This window comes from Flavobacterium soyangense, assembly GCF_015277675.1.
GTDB lineage: Bacteria > Bacteroidota > Bacteroidia > Flavobacteriales > Flavobacteriaceae > Flavobacterium > Flavobacterium soyangense.
Genome location: NZ_JADHEC010000013.1, coordinates 15,507 through 40,896, shown reverse-complemented (window position 1 = coordinate 40,896; position 25,390 = coordinate 15,507). Strand labels below are relative to the sequence as shown.

General features: G+C 32.9%; 21 protein-coding genes. 7 read left to right on the top strand and 14 right to left on the bottom strand.

Going from position 1 to position 25,390, the window contains the following annotated elements:
* Positions 1–18 precede the first annotated feature (18 nt).
* Both IR213_RS07610 and aroC read right to left on the bottom strand, forming a co-directional pair.
* Positions 19–1,293 (bottom strand): dicarboxylate/amino acid:cation symporter, encoded by a 1,275-nt coding sequence (locus IR213_RS07610; protein ID WP_194311711.1) that lies wholly within the window; start codon positions 1,291–1,293, stop codon positions 19–21.
* Between the two features lie 46 nt (positions 1,294–1,339).
* The gene (aroC, locus tag IR213_RS07605; RefSeq protein ID WP_194311710.1) at positions 1,340–2,404 is read right to left on the bottom strand and encodes a chorismate synthase; all 1,065 of its coding nucleotides are present in this window, start codon (positions 2,402–2,404) and stop codon (positions 1,340–1,342) included.
* A 169-nt stretch (positions 2,405–2,573) separates the two neighbouring features.
* Between aroC and IR213_RS07600 the strand changes: the two genes are divergently transcribed.
* Positions 2,574–3,083 (top strand): outer membrane protein, encoded by a 510-nt coding sequence (locus IR213_RS07600; RefSeq protein ID WP_194311709.1) that lies wholly within the window; start codon positions 2,574–2,576, stop codon positions 3,081–3,083.
* A gap of 58 nt (positions 3,084–3,141) precedes the next feature.
* Here the strand turns inward: IR213_RS07600 and IR213_RS07595 are convergent, their stop codons facing one another.
* The 7 genes from IR213_RS07595 to IR213_RS07565 all read right to left on the bottom strand — a co-directional run bounded on the left by IR213_RS07595 (position 3,142) and on the right by IR213_RS07565 (position 10,258).
* Positions 3,142–3,570: a protease complex subunit PrcB family protein gene (locus IR213_RS07595; RefSeq protein WP_194311708.1), complete on the bottom strand. Its 429-nt coding sequence runs from the start codon at positions 3,568–3,570 to the stop codon at positions 3,142–3,144.
* 92 nt (positions 3,571–3,662) lie between these two features.
* Positions 3,663–4,796: an N-acetyl-alpha-D-glucosaminyl L-malate synthase BshA gene (gene bshA, locus IR213_RS07590; RefSeq protein ID WP_194311707.1), complete on the bottom strand. Its 1,134-nt coding sequence runs from the start codon at positions 4,794–4,796 to the stop codon at positions 3,663–3,665.
* Positions 4,797–5,364: 568 nt separating this feature from the next.
* Positions 5,365–5,847, bottom strand: a complete 483-nt coding sequence (locus IR213_RS07585; RefSeq protein ID WP_194311706.1) for an ABC transporter ATPase — start codon at positions 5,845–5,847, stop codon at positions 5,365–5,367.
* Between the two features lie 39 nt (positions 5,848–5,886).
* Positions 5,887–6,678 carry a (Fe-S)-binding protein gene (locus IR213_RS07580; RefSeq protein ID WP_194311705.1) on the bottom strand — a complete coding sequence of 264 codons (792 nt, stop codon included), beginning with the start codon at positions 6,676–6,678 and terminating at the stop codon, positions 5,887–5,889.
* Positions 6,679–6,727: 49 nt separating this feature from the next.
* A complete protein-coding gene (locus IR213_RS07575; RefSeq protein WP_194311704.1) occupies positions 6,728–8,062 on the bottom strand; it encodes a (Fe-S)-binding protein in 1,335 nt (444 codons plus the stop codon).
* A gap of 5 nt (positions 8,063–8,067) precedes the next feature.
* Positions 8,068–9,033 (bottom strand): MlaD family protein, encoded by a 966-nt coding sequence (locus tag IR213_RS07570; protein WP_194311703.1) that lies wholly within the window; start codon positions 9,031–9,033, stop codon positions 8,068–8,070.
* 58 nt (positions 9,034–9,091) lie between these two features.
* Positions 9,092–10,258 (bottom strand): N-acetylmuramoyl-L-alanine amidase family protein, encoded by a 1,167-nt coding sequence (locus tag IR213_RS07565; RefSeq protein WP_194311702.1) that lies wholly within the window; start codon positions 10,256–10,258, stop codon positions 9,092–9,094.
* 83 nt (positions 10,259–10,341) lie between these two features.
* Here IR213_RS07565 and IR213_RS07560 point away from each other — a divergent pair, with 83 nt between their 5' ends.
* Complete coding sequence (locus IR213_RS07560; RefSeq protein WP_194311701.1) at positions 10,342–13,080, top strand: putative LPS assembly protein LptD; 2,739 nt, start codon at positions 10,342–10,344, stop codon at positions 13,078–13,080.
* Between the two features lie 45 nt (positions 13,081–13,125).
* Positions 13,126–13,506, top strand: a complete 381-nt coding sequence (locus IR213_RS07555) for a RidA family protein (RefSeq protein WP_194311700.1) — start codon at positions 13,126–13,128, stop codon at positions 13,504–13,506.
* Here IR213_RS07555 and IR213_RS07550 read toward each other — a convergent pair.
* From IR213_RS07550 to IR213_RS07530, 5 genes are all read right to left on the bottom strand, one after another.
* Positions 13,487–13,867: a methylglyoxal synthase gene (locus tag IR213_RS07550; RefSeq protein WP_194311699.1), complete on the bottom strand. Its 381-nt coding sequence runs from the start codon at positions 13,865–13,867 to the stop codon at positions 13,487–13,489. The genes IR213_RS07555 and IR213_RS07550 overlap by 20 nt on opposite strands.
* Positions 13,868–13,947: 80 nt before the next feature.
* Positions 13,948–14,799, bottom strand: coding sequence for an N-acetylglucosamine kinase (locus IR213_RS07545; protein WP_194311698.1), 852 nt, complete (start codon positions 14,797–14,799; stop codon positions 13,948–13,950).
* Between the two features lie 137 nt (positions 14,800–14,936).
* Entirely contained in the window at positions 14,937–15,941 is a 1,005-nt protein-coding gene (gap, locus tag IR213_RS07540; RefSeq protein ID WP_194311697.1) for a type I glyceraldehyde-3-phosphate dehydrogenase, read from the bottom strand.
* An 83-nt stretch (positions 15,942–16,024) separates the two neighbouring features.
* Positions 16,025–17,011 carry a 6-phosphofructokinase gene (gene pfkA, locus IR213_RS07535; protein WP_194311696.1) on the bottom strand — a complete coding sequence of 329 codons (987 nt, stop codon included), beginning with the start codon at positions 17,009–17,011 and terminating at the stop codon, positions 16,025–16,027.
* Between the two features lie 226 nt (positions 17,012–17,237).
* Positions 17,238–21,665 (bottom strand): translocation/assembly module TamB domain-containing protein, encoded by a 4,428-nt coding sequence (locus tag IR213_RS07530; protein ID WP_194311695.1) that lies wholly within the window; start codon positions 21,663–21,665, stop codon positions 17,238–17,240.
* 201 nt (positions 21,666–21,866) lie between these two features.
* Here IR213_RS07530 and tsaD point away from each other — a divergent pair, with 201 nt between their 5' ends.
* The 4 genes from tsaD to IR213_RS07510 all read left to right on the top strand — a co-directional run bounded on the left by tsaD (position 21,867) and on the right by IR213_RS07510 (position 25,377).
* A complete protein-coding gene (tsaD, locus tag IR213_RS07525; RefSeq protein WP_194311694.1) occupies positions 21,867–22,889 on the top strand; it encodes a tRNA (adenosine(37)-N6)-threonylcarbamoyltransferase complex transferase subunit TsaD in 1,023 nt (340 codons plus the stop codon).
* 3 nt (positions 22,890–22,892) lie between these two features.
* Positions 22,893–23,609 (top strand): 16S rRNA (uracil(1498)-N(3))-methyltransferase, encoded by a 717-nt coding sequence (locus IR213_RS07520; protein WP_194311693.1) that lies wholly within the window; start codon positions 22,893–22,895, stop codon positions 23,607–23,609.
* Entirely contained in the window at positions 23,606–24,244 is a 639-nt protein-coding gene (locus tag IR213_RS07515; RefSeq protein WP_194311692.1) for a DUF4159 domain-containing protein, read from the top strand. The genes IR213_RS07520 and IR213_RS07515 overlap by 4 nt, the downstream gene beginning before the upstream one ends.
* A gap of 170 nt (positions 24,245–24,414) precedes the next feature.
* Positions 24,415–25,377, top strand: a complete 963-nt coding sequence (locus IR213_RS07510; protein ID WP_194311691.1) for a zinc metalloprotease — start codon at positions 24,415–24,417, stop codon at positions 25,375–25,377.
* Positions 25,378–25,390 lie beyond the last annotated feature (13 nt).

Genomic DNA, 25,390 nt, shown 5'->3' with positions numbered 1-25,390 from the left:
GTGGTAATTTATATTTAGTTATTTTATTATTTTAGAAGGAGCATTGTCTTCATCTTCCCATTTCCCTACTACAGATGTTGCCAATGCATTGCCCAAAACATTAGTGGCGCTTCTAAACATATCACAGAAATGATCAATTGGCAGAATTAATGCAATACCTTCAATAGGAATCTTAAACATTCCGCAGGTGGCAGCAACAACCACTAAACTTGCTCTTGGTACTCCCGCAATTCCTTTACTGGTAAGCATCAAGACTAAAAGCATCGTCATTTGGGTTCCCATGTCTAAATGGATTCCATAGGCTTGTGCGATGAATAAACTCGCAAAAGTCATATACATCATGCTTCCGTCTAAATTGAACGAATAACCCAATGGTAACATAAAAGAAACAATTTTGTCTCTTATACCAAAACGCTCCAGTTCCTCAGTGAGTTTAGGAAAAACTGCTTCGCTACTTGTTGTACCAAATGCGATTATCAATGGACTAACAATATGACTTAACAAAGTTTTCATTTTTTTTCCAAGAAAAATAAATCCTACTGCTATAAGAAAAACCCATAGAGATCCAATTCCTATAAGGAAAGAACCAAAAAATTTGATGTAGGTGATAACTAATTCGTTTAAGTCTTTTATAGCAAAAACACCCGCAATTGCTCCGAAAACACCCAGAGGAGCAAACTTCATCACATAATTCACCATTTTAAGAACGATATGAGAAGTTTTATCTAAAGCATTGATAACTGGTTTTGCAAAACTGCCTATTGAGGCTGCGGCCAATCCAAAAAAGATAGAAAAAGTAACGATTTGCAGGATTTCATTATTCGCCAAGGCCTCAAAAATACTTTTAGGAAAAATATGTTCAATAAAGTTTTGAGCAGAGAAACTGTGTGCATTTCCTGTCACTTCAGCAGCAGAAGTTAAATCAATATTTAATAAATTTAATCCAATACCAGGCTTCAAAATATTTACCCAAAACATACCTATTAAAAGTGAAATAAAAGAAGCGCTAAAAAACCATCCTAATGCTTTTCCCCCTACCCTTCCTACGGTTTTTATGTCACCCAATTTAGCAATTCCAACTACTAATGTCGTAAATACTAATGGAGCAATAATCATTTGAACCAAACGAATAAAAACAGTTGCCAATATTTTTACCTTATCACTAAATTCTTTGGCAAAAACTACATTATAACTATTATGAATATAAATACCCAATATTGCCCCAAGTAACATGGCTATAAGAATTTGAACAGTAAGATTACCTAATAAGGATGGTTTTTTGGTTTCAGTCATTTTTTTGTTTTTAGTATTCTGATTTTCTGTAAACTGTGACTGAATACTATTTAAAGTAAGTCTTATTTATCAAATAAAAATCAGCAAGAACAATGGCTGCCATTGCTTCAACAATAGGAACAGCTCGTGGCACGACACAAGGATCGTGACGTCCTTTTCCAGTCATTTCAGTGATATTTCCTTTATTGTCCAATGAATCCTGTTTTTGCATAATAGTAGCCACCGGTTTGAAAGCTACTCTAAAGTATATGTCCATTCCGTTGCTAATTCCTCCTTGAATTCCTCCCGAAAGATTCGTTTTAGTTGTTCCGTCAGGATTGTATAAATCATTGTGTTCGCTTCCTTTCATTTGAGCACCACAAAAACCGCTGCCAAATTCGAAACCTTTTACAGCATTTATGGAAAGCATTGCTTTGCCCAATTCAGCATGCAATTTATCAAAAACTGGTTCTCCCAAGCCAATTGGAACATTTTGAATCACGCAAGTAATGGTGCCTCCAACTGTGTCTCCCTGCTTTTTTATAACACGAATATATTCTTCCATTTTTACGGCCGATTCTTCATCAGGACAACGAACAGGATTGTTTTCCGTTTTAGAAAAGTCTAAATCCTGATATGGTTTTTCTAAAAATATTGGACCTACTGAGGAAACAAAAGCATTAATTTTTATTTCTGGAAGTATTTGTTTTGCAACTGCACCAGCCACTACTCTGCTGGCAGTTTCGCGTGCGGAACTTCTTCCGCCACCGCGATAATCTCGAAAACCATATTTTTTTTCATATACATAATCCGCATGACTGGGTCTGTAATTATCTTTGATATGTGAGTAATCGTCTGATTTTTGATTGGTATTCGGGATAATAAACCCAATTGGAGTTCCAGTAGTTTTTCCTTCGAAAATTCCAGACAAAAATTGTACATCATCTGGTTCTTTACGCTGTGTAACTATTGCGGATTGACCCGGTTTTCTTCGAGACATTTCTAATTGAATTGCATCTAAATCTAAGCTAATCCCTGAAGGACAACCGTCAATTATTCCGCCTAAAGCTTCTCCATGTGATTCACCAAAAGTTGTTATTCTAAATAGGGTTCCGTAGCTATTTCCTGCCATTTTAATTAGTTTTGAACAAATATAATATATTAGTTCAAAGTTTAAAAGTTTAAAGTGTGAAGTTTTAAAAAGCTATTAAAAAAATAAGGTAATTATTTTTTTTTTGGATTATACTATAATTTTTTAGTCTTTCAGCAGTTATAACTTTAGTAATTACAAATATTTATTTATGAAAAAAATCATTTTAACAACAGTTATGCTAATAGGATTGGCATTTACCACACAGGCACAAGACATTTCGAAAAACGCAATAGGTCTTCGATTGGGAGATAATGACGGTTTTGGCGCAGAAGTTTCGTATCAAAGAGGATTATCAAACAGTAATCGCCTCGAATTGGATTTGGGCTGGAGAAATAGAAATAATTATCATAATAATGGTTATTATGGTAAAGACAATGCATTAAAATTATCGGGTTTGTACCAATGGGTTTGGAATATTGACGAAGGATTCAATTGGTATGCCGGCGTTGGTGGAGGTTTTGGCAGTTATAACAGCGATTATAACGGAGTTAATGACAATGGGGTGTTTGCTTTTGCAGCAGGTGACGTAGGAATCGAATACAATTTTGATTTCCCGTTACAATTGTCACTTGATTTTAGACCTGAACTTGGTGGTAATGGTTATTATGATAATGGCTACAGTTCAGATATCGCTTTAGGGGTAAGATATAGATTCTAAAATATTTGGTCTTTTTGTAAAACTCCGTCTTGTTTCAAAAAAAACGAGATGGAGTTTTTTATTTAATGATAATCTCTTTTTTAGAGTTTATTTTGACCACGCAATATGGAGTCGTAATTTCTTGTGTGGCTACAGTATTAAATTCTGGGGAGGTTTCTTTTATGGTAACAATTATATTCTTATCTGTTTCTATAGCACTTTCAACGCTAATTCTATAACCGCTAGATGTTTTTTCTCCCATATTCAAAACAATAAAATTTGATGTCTGGATATCATTTGGGTGAATTTTATTTTTTAATTTTTCATCATTTTGCAACATTGCAATTTCTTTTTCCTCGTTTAAGATTTCAAAAAAACGAATGCTGGCACCGCCATCTGATTGTTGGGTCAAAACTTCATATAATGGCTTGTTCCCTGAACTTTTTGTAGATGAAGCTCCACAAGAAACAAGTATTAAAGTGAACAATACTAGACTTATTTTTTTCATATATGCGGATTTTGATTTTTTAGTGGCCATATATGGTATCGCCTAGTTATTTATTAGTATTTGCTTTCGCAAATTTGTTTTTAGTGGCGATTTCATGAAAATTTATCTATTGCTTTTTGATACAGCTCCTCATATAAAGGCAAAATATTTTTAATTTCAAATCGCTTTGCAACTGATAACGCATTTTCTTTAAATTTATTTAAAGTGGTCATATCTTTCAATATTTTCAAAGCATTTTCGGCCATTTCATCAGTATTGCCCACATCACTCAAATATCCTGAAACTCCATCAAAATTCACTTCGCGTAGACCTCCGGAATTACTTGAAATTACAGGAACACTCCAAGCCATTGCTTCCAGTGCGGCAAGCCCAAAACTTTCGGTCTCTGATGGCAAAAGGAATAAATCAGTATAACTCAAAATTTTATCAATCTCATTGCTGTTTCCAAAGAAAATTACCTTATCCAGAATACCTAATTCCTGACATAAATATTCCGCTTTTTCTTTTTCGGGTCCATCACCTACCATCATTAATTTGGCAGGAATTTGTTGCTGAATTTTATAAAATATCTTAATCACGTCAGGAATTCTTTTCACTTTTCTAAAGTTACTGATGTGGGTTATAATTCGTTCATTTTCTTTGGCAATAACCGAGCGACGGCAAGAAATGCTGGGATCTACAATATTTTTATCCAATTCAATAAAATTAGGAATTACCTGGATTTCATTTTTTATATTGAATAATTTAATTGTATCTTCTTTCAAACTTTGAGAAACAGAAGTTACAAAATCAGATTTGTTGATGCTAAAAGTCACTGCAGTTTTATAGAAAGGATGATTTCCTACCAAGGTTATATCCGTTCCGTGAAGTGTGGTTATCATTGGGAGATTTATACCTTCATCCTTGAGCATTTGCTTTGCCATATAACCTGCATAAGCGTGAGGAATAGCATAATGTACGTGCAACAATTCTATTTTGTACAATTTCACCATATCAACTAATTTGCTCGACAAAGCCAATTCATACGGTTGAAAATGAAACAATGGATATTCCGGAACATTTACTTCGTGATAATACACATTTGGATTTAATAATGCCAAACGAACGGGCTGACTGTATGTAATAAAGTGAATTTCGTGACCACGACGAGCCAACTCAAGCCCTAATTCTGTAGCGACAACACCGCTTCCTCCAAAAGTTGGGTAACAAACAATTGCTATTTTCATATATGAATTTTGATAAGACGAAATTAGGCAAAATTAAGAATGATTCTTATTTCCACTTCCAAATTAATTCATCCTTGATTTTTATTTGATACTTCTTAAATATTCTCCCTAAATCTGATTTTAAATCAATTATATTTTCAAATTAAAGTTTTTTTGGAATGATTATGCTTTCTCCTGTTTTTAACTTTAGAAAAATAATAATTCTCAATTTAAATAATTTCTTCAAATGCAGAATAATTAATTTTGCTCACACTATTTATGTCAGATGTTTCAATGAAATCTTTTCAAAAGTTAACTATTGCAATTTAGTCAAATCTATTTTTATAAGTATCTCTATCCAAAAAAATAAATGAAACTAATATCCAACTTTTACTTTTTTTGGTTTTTAATTCTATCCGTTTTTGACGCTAAAATAGTTGATGTTCTAAAAAGTCATTTTCATTAAGACTAAATTTAAGTTCTATATTTTTTAAATCTGTATTTAGATTAAAAAAGTGAATAATTTAGCATTTCCAGAACTGGTTAGATGAATATAAATGTAAAGTAAACCTGTACCTATAAATTTATACTAAAAAAAACGACTGTGCCAACTATCCATAGCCGGAACTTCCCACGACTCATTAAATTCTTCAATATTATTTACCAAATTATTAAAAACAATTGTGTTTTCAGTAACGGCTTTTTCTTTGGCCATTTTTTTGAAATCAATTAAAGATTTGTGTGCAATGTGTTCGCCGTTTTTGAAAGTAACATTCATTTTATCCAATAAATCCACACTGTATTTTTGTTCCAATTTTTGAATAAATTGCACGGAGGAATCAATAGAGCAGCCTGTAGCTGCCTGTACATCCTGATTTACTGCAATGATTATAAATCGATTGTATTTTAACTGATAAGATGATTCAAGACCTACACTATGTGCTTCCCATTTTTCAAGAAAGGATTTTAAATCAGCTTCTATTTCAGAAAATTCTACATCCGAAAATTTTCTGTTCGATTGGTAAATCCAGATTTTGGATTCTAATGGTAAATTTTCAAAAGGAATAAGCATACTTTTTGGGTTTTATGTTTAAGGTAATTTGCAATTGATTTACAAATCTTGTGCGTTTGCAATTAATTCAGCAATGTCCAATACTTTTATTTCGCCTTCTTTTTCTTTATTTTTGATTCCATCCGTCATCATTGTATTGCAAAAAGGACAGGCAGCGGCAATAATATCGGGTTTGGTTTCTAAAGCATCTTCAGTTCTTTCCACATTTATTTCTTTGCTGCCAGGTTCAGAGTCTTTAAACATTTGTGCTCCACCGGCTCCACAACATAATCCATTGGCACGAGAACGTTTCATTTCGACTAATTCCATATCCAATTTTTGAATTAAATCACGAGGCGCTTCGTAGACATTATTGGCTCTTCCTAAATAACAAGGATCATGAAAAGTGATTTTTTTTCCTTTGAATTGCCCTCCTTCAATTGTTAATCTGCCATCGTCAAGCAAGGATTTCAGGAATTCTGTGTGATGACAAACTTCATATTTCCCGCCTAATTCAGGGTATTCGTTTTTCAAAGTATTGAAACAATGCGGACAAGCCGTAACGATTTTTTTTACTTCGTAGGCATTCAGAACTTCAATATTTGTCATTGCCTGCATTTGAAACAAAAACTCATTTCCTGCTCGTTTTGCGGGATCGCCAGAACAACTTTCTTCGGTTCCAAGAACTGCAAAGGAAACATTGGCGCGATTTAGAATTCGGACAAATGCTTTTGTAATTTTTTTGGCTCTGTCATCAAAACTTCCTGAACAACCCACCCAAAACAATACTTCTGGTTGCTTACCCTGAGACAGCATTTCGGCCATTGTTGGTACTATTAAGACTTCTGACATAAATTTTTATTGATTCGGTTAATCAAATAACCAATTATACTATAAAATATTAATTTTCGTTTTTCCAGTTTAATCGATCTTGCTGGTTGTATTGCCATGGTGCACCATTATTTTCAATATTGGTCATCATTGCATTTATTGGTGTAGGCGCAGCACTTTGTTCCATAACTAAATAACGGCGCATATCCATAATTATTGAAAGTGGACTAATGTTTACCGGACATTCTTCAACACAAGCATTACACGAAGTACAAGCCCATAACTCTTCGGGTGTGATGTAATCGTTTAATAATGATTTGTTGTCAGGAACAAAAATTCCTTTATTGGAGTCAATATTTTTTCCTACTTCCTCAATTCGGTCTCTGGTTGCCATCATAATTTTACGTGGCGATAATTTTTTTCCGGTAATATTTGCTGGACAAGCGGAAGTACAACGACCACATTCCGTGCAAGTATAAGCATTCATTAATTGAACCCAATTCAAATCCTGAATATCGCTTGCTCCAAATTTACTTGGAACTGCATTTTCGTTTACCGGTGCTGCTGCATATGGATCAGCGTTTGGATCCATCATCATTTTCACTTCATTGGTAACAGATTCTAAATTATCAAGTTGCCCTTTTGGATTCAAATCAGCAAAATAAGTATTTGGAAAAGCCAAGAGAATATGTAAGTGTTTTGAAAAATACAAATAATTCATAAATATCAAAATACCTATAATATGCAGCCACCAAAATAATTCATTGAGAAGCATAACAAAATCGCTGGAAACACCATTAAATAAAGGTTCTATAAATTGGCTTACAGGAAAACTTCCCGCTTTTATGAAATGAGAGAAACCACCCGGAATATTTTGCAAATGCAAATCTGAAGCGTTCATCAATAAAAATAAAGACATCAAAACGACTTCGAAATAAAGGATATAATTTGCATCATTTTTTGGAAAACCAGCCAAATCTTTGTTGGCAAACCGTTTTAACCTGATAATATTTCTTCTTGTCCAAAAAGTAGATACGGCTACCAAAACCAGTAAAGCTAATATTTCGAAAGATCCAATTAACACATCATAAGTCGTTCCTAAAGAGGCGAAAACTCTATGGGTGCCAAATAATCCATCAATAATAATTTCCAGTAATTCAATATTAATGATAATAAATCCTGCGTAAACTATGATGTGAAGTATTCCTGCAACTGGTCTTTTAACCATTTTTGATTGTCCAAGAGCAATCAATGCCATATTTTTCAAACGCGCTTTAGGGTTGTCTTTGCGATTTACGTCAGCTCCAAGATTGATGTTTCTAACTATTTTTTTAATATTGGCATAAAAATAACCAAATCCTAAAATCAGTAGAATCGCAAATAAAATATTATCCAAATAGCCCATAATTGCTAGTTTTTAACTTTTGAAACTGTATCGTTTACCGGTGCAACATAAGGTTTATTTTTCTTCCCAAAAACAGAGACATTCACATATCGGGTTGGGTGAAGCCTTACGTCTTCTAATAATAATTCTAATTCTTTTGAAGTTTTCTCTAAATTATTATACAATGCTTCGTCATTTATCAATTTACCCATTGTACCTTTTCCGGCCTGCATACTAGCCATCATTTTATCAACATTTTCCAATGTTTTTTGGAGATTTTTAGCAGTTTTTCCTAAATCGGCTTTGTTTAAAGAATCCGATATTTTAGAAAAATCACTTGATACTTTGTTTAGGTTTGTAACCACTCCTTTTACTCCTTCTTTATTATCGTCTAAAATTGTATTTATACTTGAAGAAACTTTGTGAAATTGCTCCATAGTTTTACTCAATTCTGAGAGACTAACTTTTAAATTTTGTTGTCCTTTATTATCTAAAACATTGTTTATTCCTATCAATAGATTGTCTGCATTTTTCATCAGCATCTCAAATTTTTCCTGAAGCGGATACACTTGCTTTTTCAAGGCTTCTATTAAATCCAATTCAGCATTTCCTATGAGCATCTGACCATTAGCTGACACTGATTTGTCCTCAAGATTGGGATGAATCGCAATTTGTTTTCCATCAATAAAACCAGGCTTATAAATAGTGGCTATACTTGTTTTTGAAATAGGGAAATCCGTTTTGAGTTGCAATTGAACCAATAGTTTTCCTGTTTCTTTGTTTAAAGAAATCTTAGTAACTTTTCCCACTATCAAGCCGTTAATAGTAACAGATGCTGAAGAGGATAAACCTTCAACATTGTCATATTGCACATAAAATGTTTTGTATTTATCTAAAAGGTCTTTTCCTTTTACAAAGCTATAGCCCCAAATAAAAAGTAAAATTGTCGAAATGACTAATATGGCGGTTTTAATTTCTCGTGTTAATTTCAAAATTCAAGTATATTTGTACAAATTTAATATAAAAATAATTAAAGTTGCAGTTGTTAATTTATTTGGTAGCTTCTTGCAGACTAATCTTTTTTCCGTTTTTAAATGCAATTAAATAGGCGGAATCATACCCTTTGGATTTTGCTTCCTGCAACAGTTTTTTAGCATCATTGTAATCAGTGGTTTCACCATACATATATTTGTATAGATTAGTACCTGACTCAATTGAAATGTTTTTCAATCCTTTAAAATTAGTTGGTGTCAATTCTAACTTCTTTGCACTTGCCGAAAGTTGAACCTTGAAGATGGTACTATTTGTATCCTGATTATTAGCAGATTTTTTCGGAACTGTTACCTCTAAGTTCAGTTTTGGTTTTGCCGGTGACGAAGTATCTTTTATCGGTTTATCGATTATTTTTTGAGAAGGTCTTTCGGCATCACTATCGTTACCTTCATTGCCAAAGTATTCATTTTTGTAGCTAACAATGGCATTTGCAATGACTCGGGCGATTTCGTTTTGACCCTCTTCAGAATCTAAATTAGCACCTTCTGCAGGATTAGAAATAAATCCGGTTTCAATTAAAACTCTTGGCATGTAGGCTTTATGCAACACCATAAAAGGGGCTTGCTTTACGCCACCATGTCTGATTTTTTTTCCCAAAGCTGCAAATCCATCTTCTACTTTGCTTGCCAATGAAATACTGTTATCCAAATATTCTTCAGCCATCAAGGTCATTCCTATCAAAGTTTCAGGTGAATTGGGATCAAAGCCTTCGTATTTTTGTTTGTAATCTTTTTCCAAAGTAATAACGGAATTCTCCTTTTTAGCTGCTTCAAGATTTGAAGCCACTTTACTCATCCCCATAACATAGGTTTCAGTCCCCTCGCCTACAGGATTTTTATTTGCATTGCAATGAATGGAAACAAAAATATTGGCATCTGCTCGATTGGCGATATTGGCTCGTTCAATTAAATCGATAAAAACATCAGTCTTGCGAGTATAAATTACATCAATTTTCGGGTTCTGTTCTAATAATCTTCCAACTTTGAGTACAAGTGCCAAATTTATATTTTTTTCGACATGTCCATTATAAGTAGCCCCAAAATCGTGATCTCCATGACCAGCGTCAAGAGTAACCTTAAAAACATTGGATTGACCGTAAGTGAGAAATGAAACTATGGTTAGGAAAAAAGCAAATTTTAGTTTGATTCTATTTATTATATACATAAATCTAAAAAGTTAATTTAATTAAAACACTAAGGTTATAAATTTAATAATTGATTATTTTTGACAAAAATTTATATGTAAGTTTGACACGTCATAAAACAAGCCATATTTTTACAAAAATAGCATTAAAACCTTTGAATACAAACTTATTTAATATCGTTTTATTATCAATTTTCCTAACAATAGGATCTTGCAAAATATATTCACAAGATATAAAGAACAAAACAACGGCGATACCTGCCAAAAATCAAAAAGTAAGGACTGGTTCTATTCCTGAAAACACTTCTAAATCGACTGCAAAAAAAGAAACCGACACTATTAAAAAGGATAGCGTAAAAATAAAAGTGTTTCTTGATGGAAAAGTAAAATATAAATCTGAGGATTACGCCCGAATTGACCAAAAGAAAAAACTTATTACACTATACAATAAGGCTGAACTTTATTATCAGGATATCGAGTTAAAATCGGGGATTATTGTATTGGATTATGAAAAAAATGAAGTTTATGCAGGCCGTATCAAAGATTCAACAGGTACATATACACAATATCCGAATTTTAAACAGGGCGCAAATGTAATAGAACCAGACTCAATTCGCTTTAATTTCAAGACAAAAAAAGCTTTAATTTGGAATTCGAGAACTGATCAAGGAGAGTTTAAAGTAAAAGCTTCCATCTCAAAAAAGGAAAATGATTCTGTATATTTCCTGAAAGGGGCTCGATTTACAACATCAAAAGATATAGATAATCCTGAATATTATTTTCAAACCAGTAAAGTAAAATTTATTCCTGGAAAGAAAGTGGTTACTGGTTTAACCAATATGGTAATTGCTAATGTACCCACTCCGATAGCATTGCCTTTTGCTTTTTTTCCGATGAGTAAAGAAACTAGTGTTTCAGGAATATTATTACCCACTTATAATGATTCAAACACTAGAGGATTTTCATTGCAAAATGGCGGCTATTATTTTGCTTTAAGTGATCATTATGATTTAACCGTTTTGGGAGATTATTATACTAATGGAAGTTATGCCTTGCGATTTGAATCCAGTTATGGTAAAAGATACAGTTACAGAGGAAATATTAACGTTCGATTCGAAAATTTAATTAATAGCGAAAGAGGTTATCCAGACTATTCAAAGCAAAATATTTATAATATACAATGGTCACATGCGAAAGATTCTAAAGGAAGTCCCAATTCAAGTTTTTCTGCTTCTGTAAATTTGGGTAGCAGTAAATACTATAAGCAATCTATTAATCAGGCAAATGTAGGGTCAAATTTAAACAACACTTTAAGTTCATCTGTTTCTTATAGCAAGACTTTTAATGGTACGGTTGGATCCAGATTAGCTGTGTCTGCAACGCATTCTCAAAACACACAAACTTCAGAAATCAATTTGACATTGCCAGATTTACAATATAGCGTAGACCGTCTCTATCCGTTTGTAGGCAAAGATGGAGTAAAAAAAGGCTTTTTCAAGAATATAAATTTACAGTATAATTTAAGCGGAAAAAATAGTTTTGTTACCACAGATTCTTTGTTCTTTAAACCAGAAATGTTTAATAATGCCAAAGTAGGCGTTCAGCAAAGTATCCCTATAAGTACCAATTTCAAATTATTTAAATATTTTAGTGTATCGACTGCTATGAATTATGAAGAAGTTTGGTATTTAAAAACCATCCGTAGAGGTTATGATACAGATCAAAGTAAGGTTATAGATAAAACGGTTAATGGTTTCGATGCCTTCAGAACCTATAATTTCTCAAGCAGTTTGGGAACTACCATTTATGGAACATTTAATTTTGGTAAAAATAAAAAAATAAAATCCATTCGACACGTAATGAGGCCATCGGTTTCCTATAGTTACACTCCAAGTTTTGAAAAATATTACGATACCTATGCAACTGATGCAAGCGGAACAATTACTAAAGATTACACCCGGTTTGAAGGTGGCATTTTTTCATCACCCGGCAAAACTAATTCAAATATACTTGGTTTTGATTTAAGTAACACTTTCGAAGCAAAAGTTACAGATAAAGATAGCACAAAGGTTGAGGCAAAAAAAATTATGCTTCTTAATAATTTAAATTTTTCCACAAGCTATGATATTAATGCTAATGGAATTACTTCTCTAGCCTGGGCACCAGTAAGAGTTAGTGGAGGAACACAACTATTTAACAACAAAATGAATATCAATTTTGCAACAACATTAGACCCTTATGCAATAGATAATTCAGGCACTCGTATTAACGTCTATAACATAAACAATGGCGGGAGTTTGTTTAGAATGACAAGTTCAAATGTGACTTTAAACTATTCTATATCCAGCAAGGATATGGAAGCAAAAAAGAAAGATAAAAATCAACAAAGTCAAAGAAACGGTGGTCGTGATGATGATTTATTTGGAAGAAACACTATTGATACAGCAAGGGGAAAAAGCCAATTTGATGAGGAAGAAGATAGCGGAGAAGATAAAATCACTGAGTTTTTTGCTTCAATATTGCCATGGGACATGACATTTGCCTATTCCCTTACTTATGGGAATAACAATCGGGAAAATAAAATTACCGGAAATTCAATAATGATTTCTGCCAATGCTGATTTGACACCAAAATGGAAAGCAGGCGTCTCTACAGGATATGATTTTGTCCAAAATGGAGTTACCTACACCCAACTCCGTTTTGAAAGAGATTTGTTGAGCTGGAGAATGGATTTTAACTGGCAGCCCTTTGGAACCCAATCAAACTGGAGCTTCTTTATCGGGATAAAATCTGGTGTGTTAAGCGATATTAAGTACGACAAACGAAGTGCCAGCAAAAGATAAATAAATTCAGATCTTAAAAAAATTTACAAATAATACATCTTTTTTATGAAAAAAATAATTTTTACCGAAAATGCTCCTGCACCAATTGGCCCTTATAATCAAGCTGTTTTAAAAGGAAATACGCTGTATACTTCAGGACAAATTGCCCTTAATCCAGCAACGATGGAACTTGTAATAGATACAATTGAAGCGGAAACAAAGCAAGTTATGGAGAATATGAAGGCTGTTCTCGAAGCGGCCGGAATGACATTTGAAAACGTCGTAAAAACCACGATATTCATTATGAATATGAATGATTTTGGAAAAATAAACACCATTTATGGTTCTTATTTTGACGAAAAAACCGCTCCAGCTCGCGAAACGGTTCAAGTGGCTTGCTTGCCAAAAAATGTAAATGTCGAAATTTCTATGATTGCTGTTCTATAGCTATAGCATTCAAAAATAATTGTGCGGAGGCTTCATTAGTTGCCAATGGGACATTGTGAACATCACAAACGCGTAATAACATATTCACATCTGATTCATGTGCGTGACTCGACAAAGGGTCTTTAAAAAACAATACCATTTTAGTTTTGCCCTCGGCAACTCTACCTGCAATTTGAGCATCGCCACCTTGAGGTCCTGAAAGCATTTTTTTAACTTTAAAACCCGCACTTTCAGCTTTAGTTCCAGTTGTTCCTGTGGCAATTAGTTTGATGTTTTCGCTTATTAAAACAAGCTTATTTTTGTTCAAAAACTGAACCATGTCAGCTTTTTTTCCATCGTGAGCAATAATTGCTATTTCCATATGTCTTTGCGAGCTTGCGAAGCAATCTCATCATTTAAGTTATTAAAAAAACCTGACATTTAAAAGGTCAGGTTTGTATTTTATTTGTTTTTAATATGATAAGCAATGAGTCCGTCAATGGGTCTTCTTAACACATTTCCTAGTTTCATTTGGTATTTATCAAATGTTATCTGCAATTCATCCTTTAAGTAGAAAGCTATCGAACCTACAAAATGCACAGGAACTTCTTTGCAATTATCATATTGTCTTATGTAGTTTTTTACAAAAGATTTCATTCCTTTGAAAATGATTTTTTTACAAAATTCATGATCTTTATTTTGAATAAGGAATTTTGCAAAAGTTGCTAAATATGCATTTGGATTTGGCTCTTTGTATAATTTATTTTTAATATAATCTGGATCTAAATTATACTCTTTTTCAAATTCTACAGCCAATTCTTTTGGCATTTTATTGAAATAATATTTTCGGATTAATTCTTTTCCAAAAACATTGCCACTACAATCATCCATTACAATATAACCAAGTGATTGCACTTTTTGATGCAAAGTTTTGCCGTCAAAATAACTACAGTTTGAACCCGTTCCAAGAATACTGACAATAGCTTCTTCCCCTTTTGGAGTTGTTGCATAAACGGCAGCATAAGTATCTTCATTTACTGAAATAATTGCATTTGAAAAATATTCTTGAAAAACTCTCGAAAGATTTATCTTCATTCTATCCGTTCCGCAACCTGCACCATAAAAGAAAAGGTGCGTAGCTTTGTCTTTATTTTGAAGAATATCGAAACGATCATTTATACGCTCAATAATTTCGTCTCCATCAAGAATTTCGGGGTTTAATCCTAATGTTTGCGTTGTGAACATTACTTTTCCATCCTCATCTATTGCAATCCAATCGGCTTTAGTAGAGCCACTATCAACTAATAATCTCATCTTTAATTTGGTTTAAATTTTAGATTTTAGTCTCGAACTAACGGGATTAAAAACTAAAAAATGGTTGTTTTTTTGGTTTGGTAAAAAAAAATCCCGTAAGAATAAAGTCTAACGGGATTTTATGTAAATATATGTAATTATTTTAAACCTGCAATATGCACAGACAGATCAATCAATTTACATGAATATCCATATTCATTATCATACCAAGATACCAATTTGAAGAAAGTTGAATTTAAACCAATTCCTGCGGTAGCATCGATGATTGAAGTTCTTTTATCAGAAATAAAATCCTGAGATACAACTGCATCTTCAGTATATCCTAAAATACCTTTCATTGTAGTTTCCGAAGCTTTCTTTAATACTGCCATAATTTCTTCATAAGAAGTTTCTTTGGCAACTTTTACAGTTAAATCTACTGTAGAAACATCTGCAGTAGGAACACGGAAAGCCATACCTGTTAATTTTCCATTCAAATCAGGAATAACCTTTCCAACCGCTTTTGCCGCTCCAGTTGATGATGGAATAATGTTTATGTTTGCAGCACGTCCACCTCTCCAGTCTTTTCTTGAAGGCCCATCAGAAGTCATTTGAGTTGAAGTTGTTGCATGAACAGTTGTCATTAATGCTTCAACAATTCCAAAATTATCGTGAATAACTTTAGCTAAAGGAGCTAAACAGTTTGTTGTACAAGAAGCATTAGAAACAACAATATCTGAAGCTTTTGCATTTTCGTGGTTTACTCCCATTACAAACATTGGAGCATCTGCAGATGGAGCAGAGATAATTACTTTTTTGGCACCACCTTTAATGTGCTCATTCGCAGTTTCAATAGTTGTGAAGATACCTGTACATTCAGCCACTACATCAACATCAACTTCATTCCATTTTAAATCTACAGGATTTCTTTCGGCAGTAATACGGATGTTTCTTCCGTTTACAAAAAGTTTTCCTTCTTTTACTTCTACTGTTCCGTTAAAACGACCATGAACTGAATCATATTTTAATAAATAAGCTAGATGATCTACATCTAATAAATCATTAATTGCCACTACTTCTACATTGTCTCTATTGAAAGATTCTCTAAAAACGATTCTTCCAATTCTTCCAAATCCGTTTATTCCTAATTTTACTTTTGACATTTTTTGTTTGCTTTTGGCTTTAAGCTTTTGCTTTAAGCTGATTATAATTATTTAATTTATTTTTTATTTGGCGAAAGCCACTTCTAAACTGACATAATTTCAGAAACACGAAGCAATTCTCTATCAATTTCGGTTTTTCCTTTGATTGCTTGTAATAATGGCGTAAGAGCCACTTTATCATTAATCATTCCTACCATAAAATTTGATTTTCCTTCCAATAAAGATTCAACGGCTTTTACACCTAATCTACTGGCAAGAACTCTATCATAACAAGATGGCGCACCACCACGTTGCATATGGCCCAAAACCGAAACACGAACTTCGTACTCTGGTAAATTAGCTTCAACGTAATCTTTTAATTCGAAAACATTTTTACCAATTTTATCTCCTTCGGCAATAACAACAATACTGGACGATTTTCCAGCAGCTTTGCTTTTTCGAAGCGATTCCACTAATCTTTCTAACCCTAAATCTTCTTCAGGAATTAAAATTTCTTCTGCTCCAGCTCCAATTCCGGCATTCAAGGCGATGTGACCTGCATCACGCCCCATAACTTCAACGAAGAATAATCTATTGTGTGAACTTGCAGTATCACGGATTTTATCAATACATTCTACTACCGTATTCAAAGCGGTATCATACCCTAATGTATGACTCGTTCCGAAAATATCATTATCAATCGTTCCAGGAATTCCCATTACAGGAAACTTGAATTCTTTATTGAAAATTTCTGCTCCTGTAAAACTTCCGTCTCCACCGATAACCACAAAAGCATCAATTTCGGCTTTTATTAATTCATCGTAGGCTTTTTTTCGACCTTCAACAGTCATAAACTCTTTTGAACGAGCTGATTTAAGTACAGTTCCTCCTTTATTGACAATATTATGAACACTCCTTGGACCCATTTCTTTGAAGTCACCTTCTATCATTCCTTGATAGCCCCTATATATTCCGACGCATTGTATGTTATGGAATGAACAAGTCCTAACTACAGATCTAATTGCTGCATTCATTCCCGGTGAATCTCCGCCTGAGGTAAGTACTGCAACCTTTTTTATTGTTTTTGGCATTATTTAAGTATTAAAAGTGTAAAATTAGCAAACATCCACCACTTTTGAGAGCATGTTATTAATAAATTAATAGAGCAAGGTGAATTCAAACGTTTTCGTTAATAAGTTTATTATAAATGTAAAAGCTTGTTATTAATTAACAAATAAACGATTAAAATAATTAATAAATTGAATATACTGTTCAGAAAATAAATAATATTAGGTTGAGGGCAATACTTTTAAAAGGCTAATCTTCTTCAGGAATTTTGCCTTCCTGATTTTGTTTTAGCTCTTTTGAATTTGATTTTGAAGAGTTACGATTTTCTGGAGGCAGATTTGAATCCTGGTCAATTGTATTAAAATTCTGGATCTTTTCTATTTTTTTATTTTTGAATATTTTATTGGCCAATTCCTTAAATGTATCAAAATCAACTTCATAAGAAATACCGGCTCCTTGTGTATAGCCTATTCCTTCTCCTATATAACTAATGTCATTTTCTCTATTAAAAAAGCGAAGGTTTACGGTTCCATCCTCATTAACTCTGTATAAAATTTCTACATCACCAACGACTGCTGTCTCATTGATACCCCCAAAAGGAACTCCCACTTTTCCGTTAATCGTAATTCTTTCATTGATTTTTGACGAAACTGTAGCCACAAATCTTCCGTCGGATTCTTTTCCACTCGTTTTATCAGCACCAATAATATCAATACCCACTTGGAATTTTTCGTCCTCTGAATGTATAAGACTACTCAATAAACTGGTAGCAGTTTCAAATGCATTCGAAGTCAAAGCAGAATTATTCACGCCTTCGGCACTCAGAAAACTACCCGTAGACAGTAAATACAAAGCTTGGGTTTGACGAACATCTTTGTCGTTTAATTTGTATTCGATTTCTGATTTTAAGACGTTACTAACCGTTGGAAATTCAAAATTAAAATCGGGCTCTGGGCTTGTTAAATCTCCTCGAAGCCCTATAATTACATTCACAGGAACTTTTTTATTAAAGGACGAATTTTCTAATAATAAGGCGGGATTTGCACTAGTTTTATATATGGCTTCTAAATTTAAACGGGCTTTCATGGGATTTCCTTCCCAAGAAACATACCCTCCTTTTTTTACTGTAAATTTCTTATCTATAATACCTCCATATTTAAAATTGTAGGTTCCTTCATAAGCCTGAAAATCGCCCCACATATTAAATTTACCCAATGTGTTTATTTTAAATAGCAACGTTCCATTTCCTTTGCCCTTCATCCCATGGCCTGAATTTCGATCCAGAATGACTTCTACTTCTGCGTTTGGAGTAATATCAAGATCAAACTCTAATTCAAGTCCTTTGTAAATTTTTGAATTATCAACAATTCCCTTTTTGATATTAAACTTTTCTTTGGCATTCAAAAAATGAATAAAATTATTTTCGCTTATATTTTCAGAATCATTAATAGGAATTTTTAAGGAAGAACCTTTTTCAGATTTTGCGTCCACCTTAATAAATAGTCCGTCTGTTGGCCCTTTGATTGTTGCACTGCCATCAATAAATGCAATTCCATAATAAGCAGCATCTTCGGAATCTTTTGTGTCAAGTACCAATAATCTTTTTGAATTAATGGCCAAATCCAATTTCCAATCCGAAAAATTATTGTGTGAAATACTTCCGTTTAAAGTTCCTTTTGTGCCAAATTTGGTGTCGGTAAGCACGTCATTTTTAAACAAAAACTTCTCGTCTGTTAAATCAACAATGGTTCTATTGCTTAATGAATAATCCACATTTAAATATGGAATTGCCAATCCTGCATCATCTACATAAAGACGTCCGTTTATTTCAGGCTTTTTGAGATTTCCTGCAATACTTGCATTTCCTGATGCAAATCCTCTGATATTTGACAATACTTCTCCCCCAAGCGAACTTAAAATTCCCAAATTAAATTTGTCAAATTTTAAATCTAAATCCAAAATCGTTTTATCGTCTTTTATTTCAAAATTTCCATTGGCCTTAAATGACTCCGCATTTTCGTTTTCGATATTGGCATTTAATGTAAATTTCTTCAGTTTTTCATCTCCAACAATATCAAAGTTCAAATTACCCAAATCGGTTTTATTTATGTTTAGATGATCAATTTGTATCGAGGCTGGAATCTGATAAATATCATTATTTTGTTTATAGTTTACAGTTGCATTCATATTCCCATTAAAGAAAAACTTGGGATTTGCAGGGGTAATTTGATTTATATCAACATTTTTCAAACTTAACTTCAAATCCTTGTATGTGGTTCCTTTAATATCGCCCATAAAAGAAATTTCTTGATTTTCATGAGACATTAATAGGTTATTGAAGTTGAAATTATGAAATGATTTATCAAATACGATTTGATTATCAGGCGTCTCTTTTTCGTTCAAATACCATAAATAATCCTTCAACTTGACCTCGGATTTGCTAATTCCCACCACATTATTATTGGCTGCATTTATGGTATGATATAAATTCAAATTAAAATAATCTTCCCCTTTTGTACCTCCTTTAAACTCCGATCGAAAGAACAAAGTATCTTTCATAGTAACGTTTATCAGACTAAAATCCCGAATTTTATAAAATTTAGTTTTGATGGTGTCCAATTCGATATACGCATTATAAAGTGGATTTTTATTATCGATCTTAATTCTAATATTATCGAAAGTATTAGCCGAAGCCATAATTTTTGGCGAATTAAAATTGAGCTTAAATTCCTGCTTATCTGAATTAATATTTCCTTTAACAATGGTATTTGCAGCAATGGAAATTTCCGGATAAAAGATTTCGATAATTTTATTATAAATGGTAAAATTAAATTTCAAAAACTGCCCTTTCTTTACTTTTTCAGGTTTGTAATTCGTGTAAAGACTTCCGAGCGAATTTTTTATTAAATTTTTCAGTTGGTTGAATTGATATTTTCCCACAATTTCACCTTGCACAATATCAGGAGAATTTATGGTAATTGTTCTTACAAGATCCTGGTCAAAACTTGAATTAATATAAAAGTCATCAAAAAGATAGGTTGCTTTTGCATTTTGATAGGTAGTTTTATTAATAAATACATCGCCTTTTAGATTGTCAATTGTATTACCGGATAATTTTACCAAAACATCCCCTTTGAAAACAGAAATGGAATCTTTCAAGAATTTCAATTTTTGCAAGTCGGCATTTTCAACATTGATATGGAAATCATATCGGCTCTCTTTTTTACTCAAATCTACCAATCCGTCAAAATTCATGGTCAAATTAGGATCGTTTACTGAAACCTGACCCATATAGAGACCGCTTTTAAAATTTCCGTTTAAAACTACATTATTATAAGTGTAATTATTATAATAGATTTGGGCAACAGCACCTTTTACGGAAGTATTCAAATACTTTTCTGAAAAACCTTTGCCATCAACATCAAGATTCAAACTTACTTTCCCAACGTCTTTTCTGTCTAATAATGTTCCCAAATCAAAACTCTCCAAAACAACATTTCCTTCGTAAGCAGCTTTATCTGTCAAATTTATGCTTTCAATATTCAAATCAGATTTTATTTTCCCCAATTGAGTTGCCATAACAAAACTAGCTGCAACAGAAGTAGTGGTAACTTGAGTATTACCAACTAAATTAATGATTCCCAATTTTTTCAAAATAACAGGCAGCCTTTTGCCTAAAACATTTGGCAATATTGTCACTAGATCATCATAGTTGGTATAAAGTCCGGCAAATTTTCCATCCATATAAAATTCCTGCTCCTTGTTTGGAAAAAGATTTTTAAAGTTTATTGTGCCTATTATCTGAGATTTTTTAGAATCAACTAATTTTAAATTTGTTATTTTTAGGTTGTTTAATGGCCCTTTAATCCTTCCGTTTACATAAAAATGTTGGTTTTTACCTAATTCATTATAAAAACAACGAATATCATTTGAAGCCAAGGAAGTTTTATTTAGTTTTATATCAAATTCCACCTTATCTGTAAAATGTGAAAAATCTCCTTTATCTATATCATAATTTAATGCAATTGCTCCTTTTAACTTGGATTCCCTGGTTACCAAATCAAGTTTATCAAGTTTAATATGTTTTTTAGTATAGCTAAATATTCCGCTTAAACTTTTAACAAAAATTCCGCGATGATCTTGGAAAGACATCTTATTAATTAAAGTATTTACTTCTGGTCCGTAAACTTTCAAATTACTTACCGATGCGTTAATCTTATTAAAATCAACGTCTTTTGAGCCTATTCTATTTTCATCAATTAGAGTATAATGTCCGTTGGTAATTTTTGCATTTGCGGCTGTTAATAGAAAATGTTTTTTGGAAGGCGGCTTATTATTCTTGAAAGAGGCAACAAATTTGTCTAGATTTGAATATTTTTCATTTTTGTAGGTTTTCATATTAAAATACAATCCATTCAAAGTGATGTCACCAAAAATTAAATCACCATCCAATAATTTTGAACCGTCTAAAATATTGGTTTTAATTCTATTGGCATAAATCAAAGTGTCTTTATGATGGTCTAAAATAATAACATTTTTAAGTTTTACACCACCAAAGACAGATACTGACGCTTCATCAATGGCAATATGAATTCCAAAGTCTTTATTGATACTTTTTACAAAATATTGAGCAACTCTAGTTTGCACGAAAGGCAAGGTAAGTGCTATTCCAAGCACCAATAATAGTAATATTAGTACAAGAAAGAAACGAAGTACTATTTTTAAAGCTTTTTTGATACTTAAAATGTTTTAAAATTTTTCTTAATTTTATTTTGCCTAAGGAAAGAAAGACCTTTGATAAAAATTCTTTAATTTTGGCTTCTCCGTAAATTTACATTAAACGGATTGTCAAATATAATTCAAAATTAATGCCTTTTTATGCAAAATCCCGAGGTTTTTATTCTTGCTATCGAAAGTTCGTGTGATGATACAGCCGCAGCAGTTTTAGATAACGACAAAGTATTATCAAATGTTGTTGCTAACCAACTGATTCACAATCAATATGGAGGAGTAGTTCCAGAACTTGCATCTCGTGCGCATCAACAAAATATTGTTCCGGTTATAGATGCCGCATTGCGCAAAGCGAAAATAAAAAAAGAACAACTCTCAGCAATTGCCTTTACACAAGGACCCGGCTTAATGGGTTCACTTCTTGTGGGAAGTTCGTTTGCAAAGTCTTTGGCTTTGGCTTTACAAATTCCGTTGATTGCTGTAAATCATATGCAAGCCCATATTTTGGCACATTTTATTGACGATGAAGGAAAGGAAAAACCCACTTTTCCATTTCTTGCGTTAACTATTTCCGGTGGTCACACCCAAATTGTTAAAGTGAACGACTTTTTCGATATGGAAATCATTGGCGAAACCACAGATGATGCAGTTGGAGAAGCTTTTGACAAAAGCGCCAAAATATTGGGTCTCCCCTATCCTGGCGGTCCTTTGGTCGATAAATATGCACAACTTGGAAATCCGAAAGCCTTTGTTTTTACGAAACCAAAAGTTCCTGGATTGGACTTCAGTTTTTCAGGGTTGAAAACTGCAATATTGTATTTTGTCCAAAAGAAAAAACTGGAAAACCCCAATTTTGTTGACGAAAATCTAAACGATATTTGTGCTTCTATTCAATATACTATCATCGAAATTTTGATGGACAAGTTGAAAATGGCCGTAAAGGAAACAGGAATCAAACAAATCGCCATTGGTGGAGGCGTTTCGGCCAATTCCGGAATTCGAAAAACGTTGAAAGAAGCCGAACAAAAATATGGCTGGAAGACTTTCATTCCAAAATTTGAATACACCACCGATAATGCTGCAATGATTGGAATTGTAGGTTATCAAAAGTTTTTATCCAAAAATTTCGAAACTTCTGCTGTTGTTTCAAAAGCACGAATTCAATTCTAAACTATGCAATTATTTTATAATCCAAATATTGACGAAACTACTGAAAGCTTTTTTTTTGATAAAGATGAAAGCAAGCACATAATTAAAGTATTACGCAAAAAAGATACCGATATATTATTTGTAACCAATGGTATAGGTTTGCTATTTAAAACCGAAATTACGCTGGCTTCGGACAATAAATGCACCGTTAAAATTCTCTCTTTCGAAAAGGCAGAACCTTCAAAATTTCACTTGCATTTAGCCGTTGCACCAACCAAAATGAATGATCGTTTCGAATGGTTTTTGGAAAAAGCAACCGAAATTGGCATTCAAGAAATAACACCAATTTTCTGTGACCGATCGGAACGAAAAGTGGTAAATAATGATCGATTTGATAAAATTATATTAACTGCAATGAAGCAATCCAATGTTTTATTTCTTCCAAAACTAAATGAAGCCACAACTTTTAAAGAGTTTTTAAAACGCAAAAACGAAGGTTTGCAATTAATCGCTCATTGCGAAGAATCAGACAAAAAATCATTAAAATCGGTTTTGAAACCAAATGAAAACATCACGTTGCTCATTGGTCCAGAAGGAGATTTTTCGGAGAAAGAAATTGCATTGGCAATTGAAAACAACTATGCTCCAGTATCTTTGGGAAACACCAGATTGCGAACAGAAACTGCTGCCATTGTAGCTTGTCATAGTGTGGTTTTTTTGAACGAGGATTATAACTTATGAAAAAAATATATTACATAATATTATTAATTTCTTTTGCTTCATTTTCCCAAGAAATTGCTTTGGTAAAATACAGCGGTGGTGGTGATTGGTATGCGAATCCAACTTCATTGCCTAACTTGATAATATATTGCAATGCTAATATAAACACAAAAATAAAATCCAAGCCTGCCAATGTAGAGCCCAACAGTCCTGATTTGTTTTCCTATCCTTTTGTTCATATGACCGGACACGGAAATGTGGTTTTTAGTGATGCTGATGTTAGTAATCTAAAAAATTATTTAACTTCAGGAGGCTTTCTGCACATTGACGATAATTATGGAATGGATCAATACATTAGAAAAGAAATCAAAAAAATATTCCCCAATAACGATTTGGTCGAAATTCCTGCCAATCACCAAATCTTTCAAAAGCCGTATTTTTTTTCCAATGGATTACCCAAAATACATGAACACGATGGAAAACGCCCGCAAGCTTTTGGAATTTTTATTGAAAACAGATTAGTATTACTTTATACATACGAATGTGATTTAGGCGATGGTTGGGAAGATCCAGAAGTTCACAACGACCCTATTGACATTCGAGAAAAAGCACTAAAAATGGGGGCTAACATTATAAATTACATTTTTAATAATTGATTAATTCCTTGTTTAACTTATAAAGAAAATTTCGAATTTTTTATAACTGTATCGATATAGTTGAAATTATTTTTAAATAAATTTAGTTTTTCTTAATAAATTTGTTGTATAATTGCTATATAATTGTCATATAATTAACCCAAAGCATTAATTATTTAACATTCATTATTATGAAAAAAATCATTTTCTCTGCAGCAGTATTTCTAGTGCTTTTTTCTTGTCAAAATGACACAACTAACTCCCCTGCCCCAACAACCACTGCTATTGCCCATCGTGGTTGTGCCTCTCAAGAAGTTCTTGAAGCACAATTAGCAGCTGATCCAACATTAGCCATTAGAATGAACCAAATTGAGGCTTTTACGCAAAGTGCAATATCTAAGTCTAATTATAGATTAGTAAACGGTAAAATTGTAATTCCTGTTGTAGTAAACGTATTATACAGAACCGCAGCCGAAAACATTTCAGATGCACAAATTCAATCACAAATTGATGTATTAAATAAAGATTTTACTGCAACAAATGCAGATTTTAGTAACACTCCTACAGAGTTTGCTGGAGTAGCAGCAAATGTTGGTATTACTTTTCAACTAGTAAAAACTAACAGAAAATCAACTACCAAAACATCTTGGGGAACAAGGGATGCAATGAAAAAAACGAAACAAGGTGGTTTAGATCCAACTTCTCCATCTACAAACCTTAACTTATGGTTTTGTACAATAGGTGGTGGAATTTTGGGTTATGCACAATTTCCAGGTGGTTCGTTAGCAACAGATGGAGTTGTTTGCGATTCTAAATACGTAGGTGTAACACCTGATTCAGCTGGAGCATATCCTTATAACTTAGGAAGAACCGCTTCTCACGAAATAGGACATTGGATGAACTTACGCCACATTTGGGGAGATGCTTCTTGTGGAAATGATTTAGTTGACGATACTCCTATTGCAAAAACTTCAAACTTTGGAGTTCCAGCATATCCTTATGTAAGCACCTGTTTACCAGCTCATAATGAAATAACGATGAACTACATGGACTATACTGACGACCGAGGAATGTATATGTTTACCAATGGTCAAAAAGCAAGAATGCTTGCAATATTTTCTTCTGGAGGAGCAAGAGCAGCTTTCGGAATATAATTTCTTTTGGTTT

What these genes read in the sequence shown, in the direction of transcription:
- IR213_RS07520 (WP_194311693.1), top strand. Translation starts at nt 22,893, where the DNA reads ATGCAATTATTTTATAATCCAAATATTGACGAAACTACTGAAAGCTTT.
- IR213_RS07515 (WP_194311692.1), top strand. Translation starts at nt 23,606, where the DNA reads ATGAAAAAAATATATTACATAATATTATTAATTTCTTTTGCTTCATTT.
- IR213_RS07565 (WP_194311702.1), bottom strand. Translation starts at nt 10,258, where the DNA reads ATGTATATAATAAATAGAATCAAACTAAAATTTGCTTTTTTCCTAACC.
- IR213_RS07550 (WP_194311699.1), bottom strand. Translation starts at nt 13,867, where the DNA reads ATGGAAATAGCAATTATTGCTCACGATGGAAAAAAAGCTGACATGGTT.
- IR213_RS07555 (WP_194311700.1), top strand. Translation starts at nt 13,126, where the DNA reads ATGAAAAAAATAATTTTTACCGAAAATGCTCCTGCACCAATTGGCCCT.
- IR213_RS07545 (WP_194311698.1), bottom strand. Translation starts at nt 14,799, where the DNA reads ATGAGATTATTAGTTGATAGTGGCTCTACTAAAGCCGATTGGATTGCA.
- bshA (WP_194311707.1), bottom strand. Translation starts at nt 4,796, where the DNA reads ATGAAAATAGCAATTGTTTGTTACCCAACTTTTGGAGGAAGCGGTGTT.
- IR213_RS07595 (WP_194311708.1), bottom strand. Translation starts at nt 3,570, where the DNA reads ATGAAAAAAATAAGTCTAGTATTGTTCACTTTAATACTTGTTTCTTGT.
- IR213_RS07580 (WP_194311705.1), bottom strand. Translation starts at nt 6,678, where the DNA reads ATGTCAGAAGTCTTAATAGTACCAACAATGGCCGAAATGCTGTCTCAG.
- IR213_RS07575 (WP_194311704.1), bottom strand. Translation starts at nt 8,062, where the DNA reads ATGGGCTATTTGGATAATATTTTATTTGCGATTCTACTGATTTTAGGA.
- IR213_RS07510 (WP_194311691.1), top strand. Translation starts at nt 24,415, where the DNA reads ATGAAAAAAATCATTTTCTCTGCAGCAGTATTTCTAGTGCTTTTTTCT.
- IR213_RS07585 (WP_194311706.1), bottom strand. Translation starts at nt 5,847, where the DNA reads ATGCTTATTCCTTTTGAAAATTTACCATTAGAATCCAAAATCTGGATT.
- tsaD (WP_194311694.1), top strand. Translation starts at nt 21,867, where the DNA reads ATGCAAAATCCCGAGGTTTTTATTCTTGCTATCGAAAGTTCGTGTGAT.
- pfkA (WP_194311696.1), bottom strand. Translation starts at nt 17,011, where the DNA reads ATGCCAAAAACAATAAAAAAGGTTGCAGTACTTACCTCAGGCGGAGAT.
- gap (WP_194311697.1), bottom strand. Translation starts at nt 15,941, where the DNA reads ATGTCAAAAGTAAAATTAGGAATAAACGGATTTGGAAGAATTGGAAGA.
- IR213_RS07610 (WP_194311711.1), bottom strand. Translation starts at nt 1,293, where the DNA reads ATGACTGAAACCAAAAAACCATCCTTATTAGGTAATCTTACTGTTCAA.
- IR213_RS07600 (WP_194311709.1), top strand. Translation starts at nt 2,574, where the DNA reads ATGAAAAAAATCATTTTAACAACAGTTATGCTAATAGGATTGGCATTT.
- aroC (WP_194311710.1), bottom strand. Translation starts at nt 2,404, where the DNA reads ATGGCAGGAAATAGCTACGGAACCCTATTTAGAATAACAACTTTTGGT.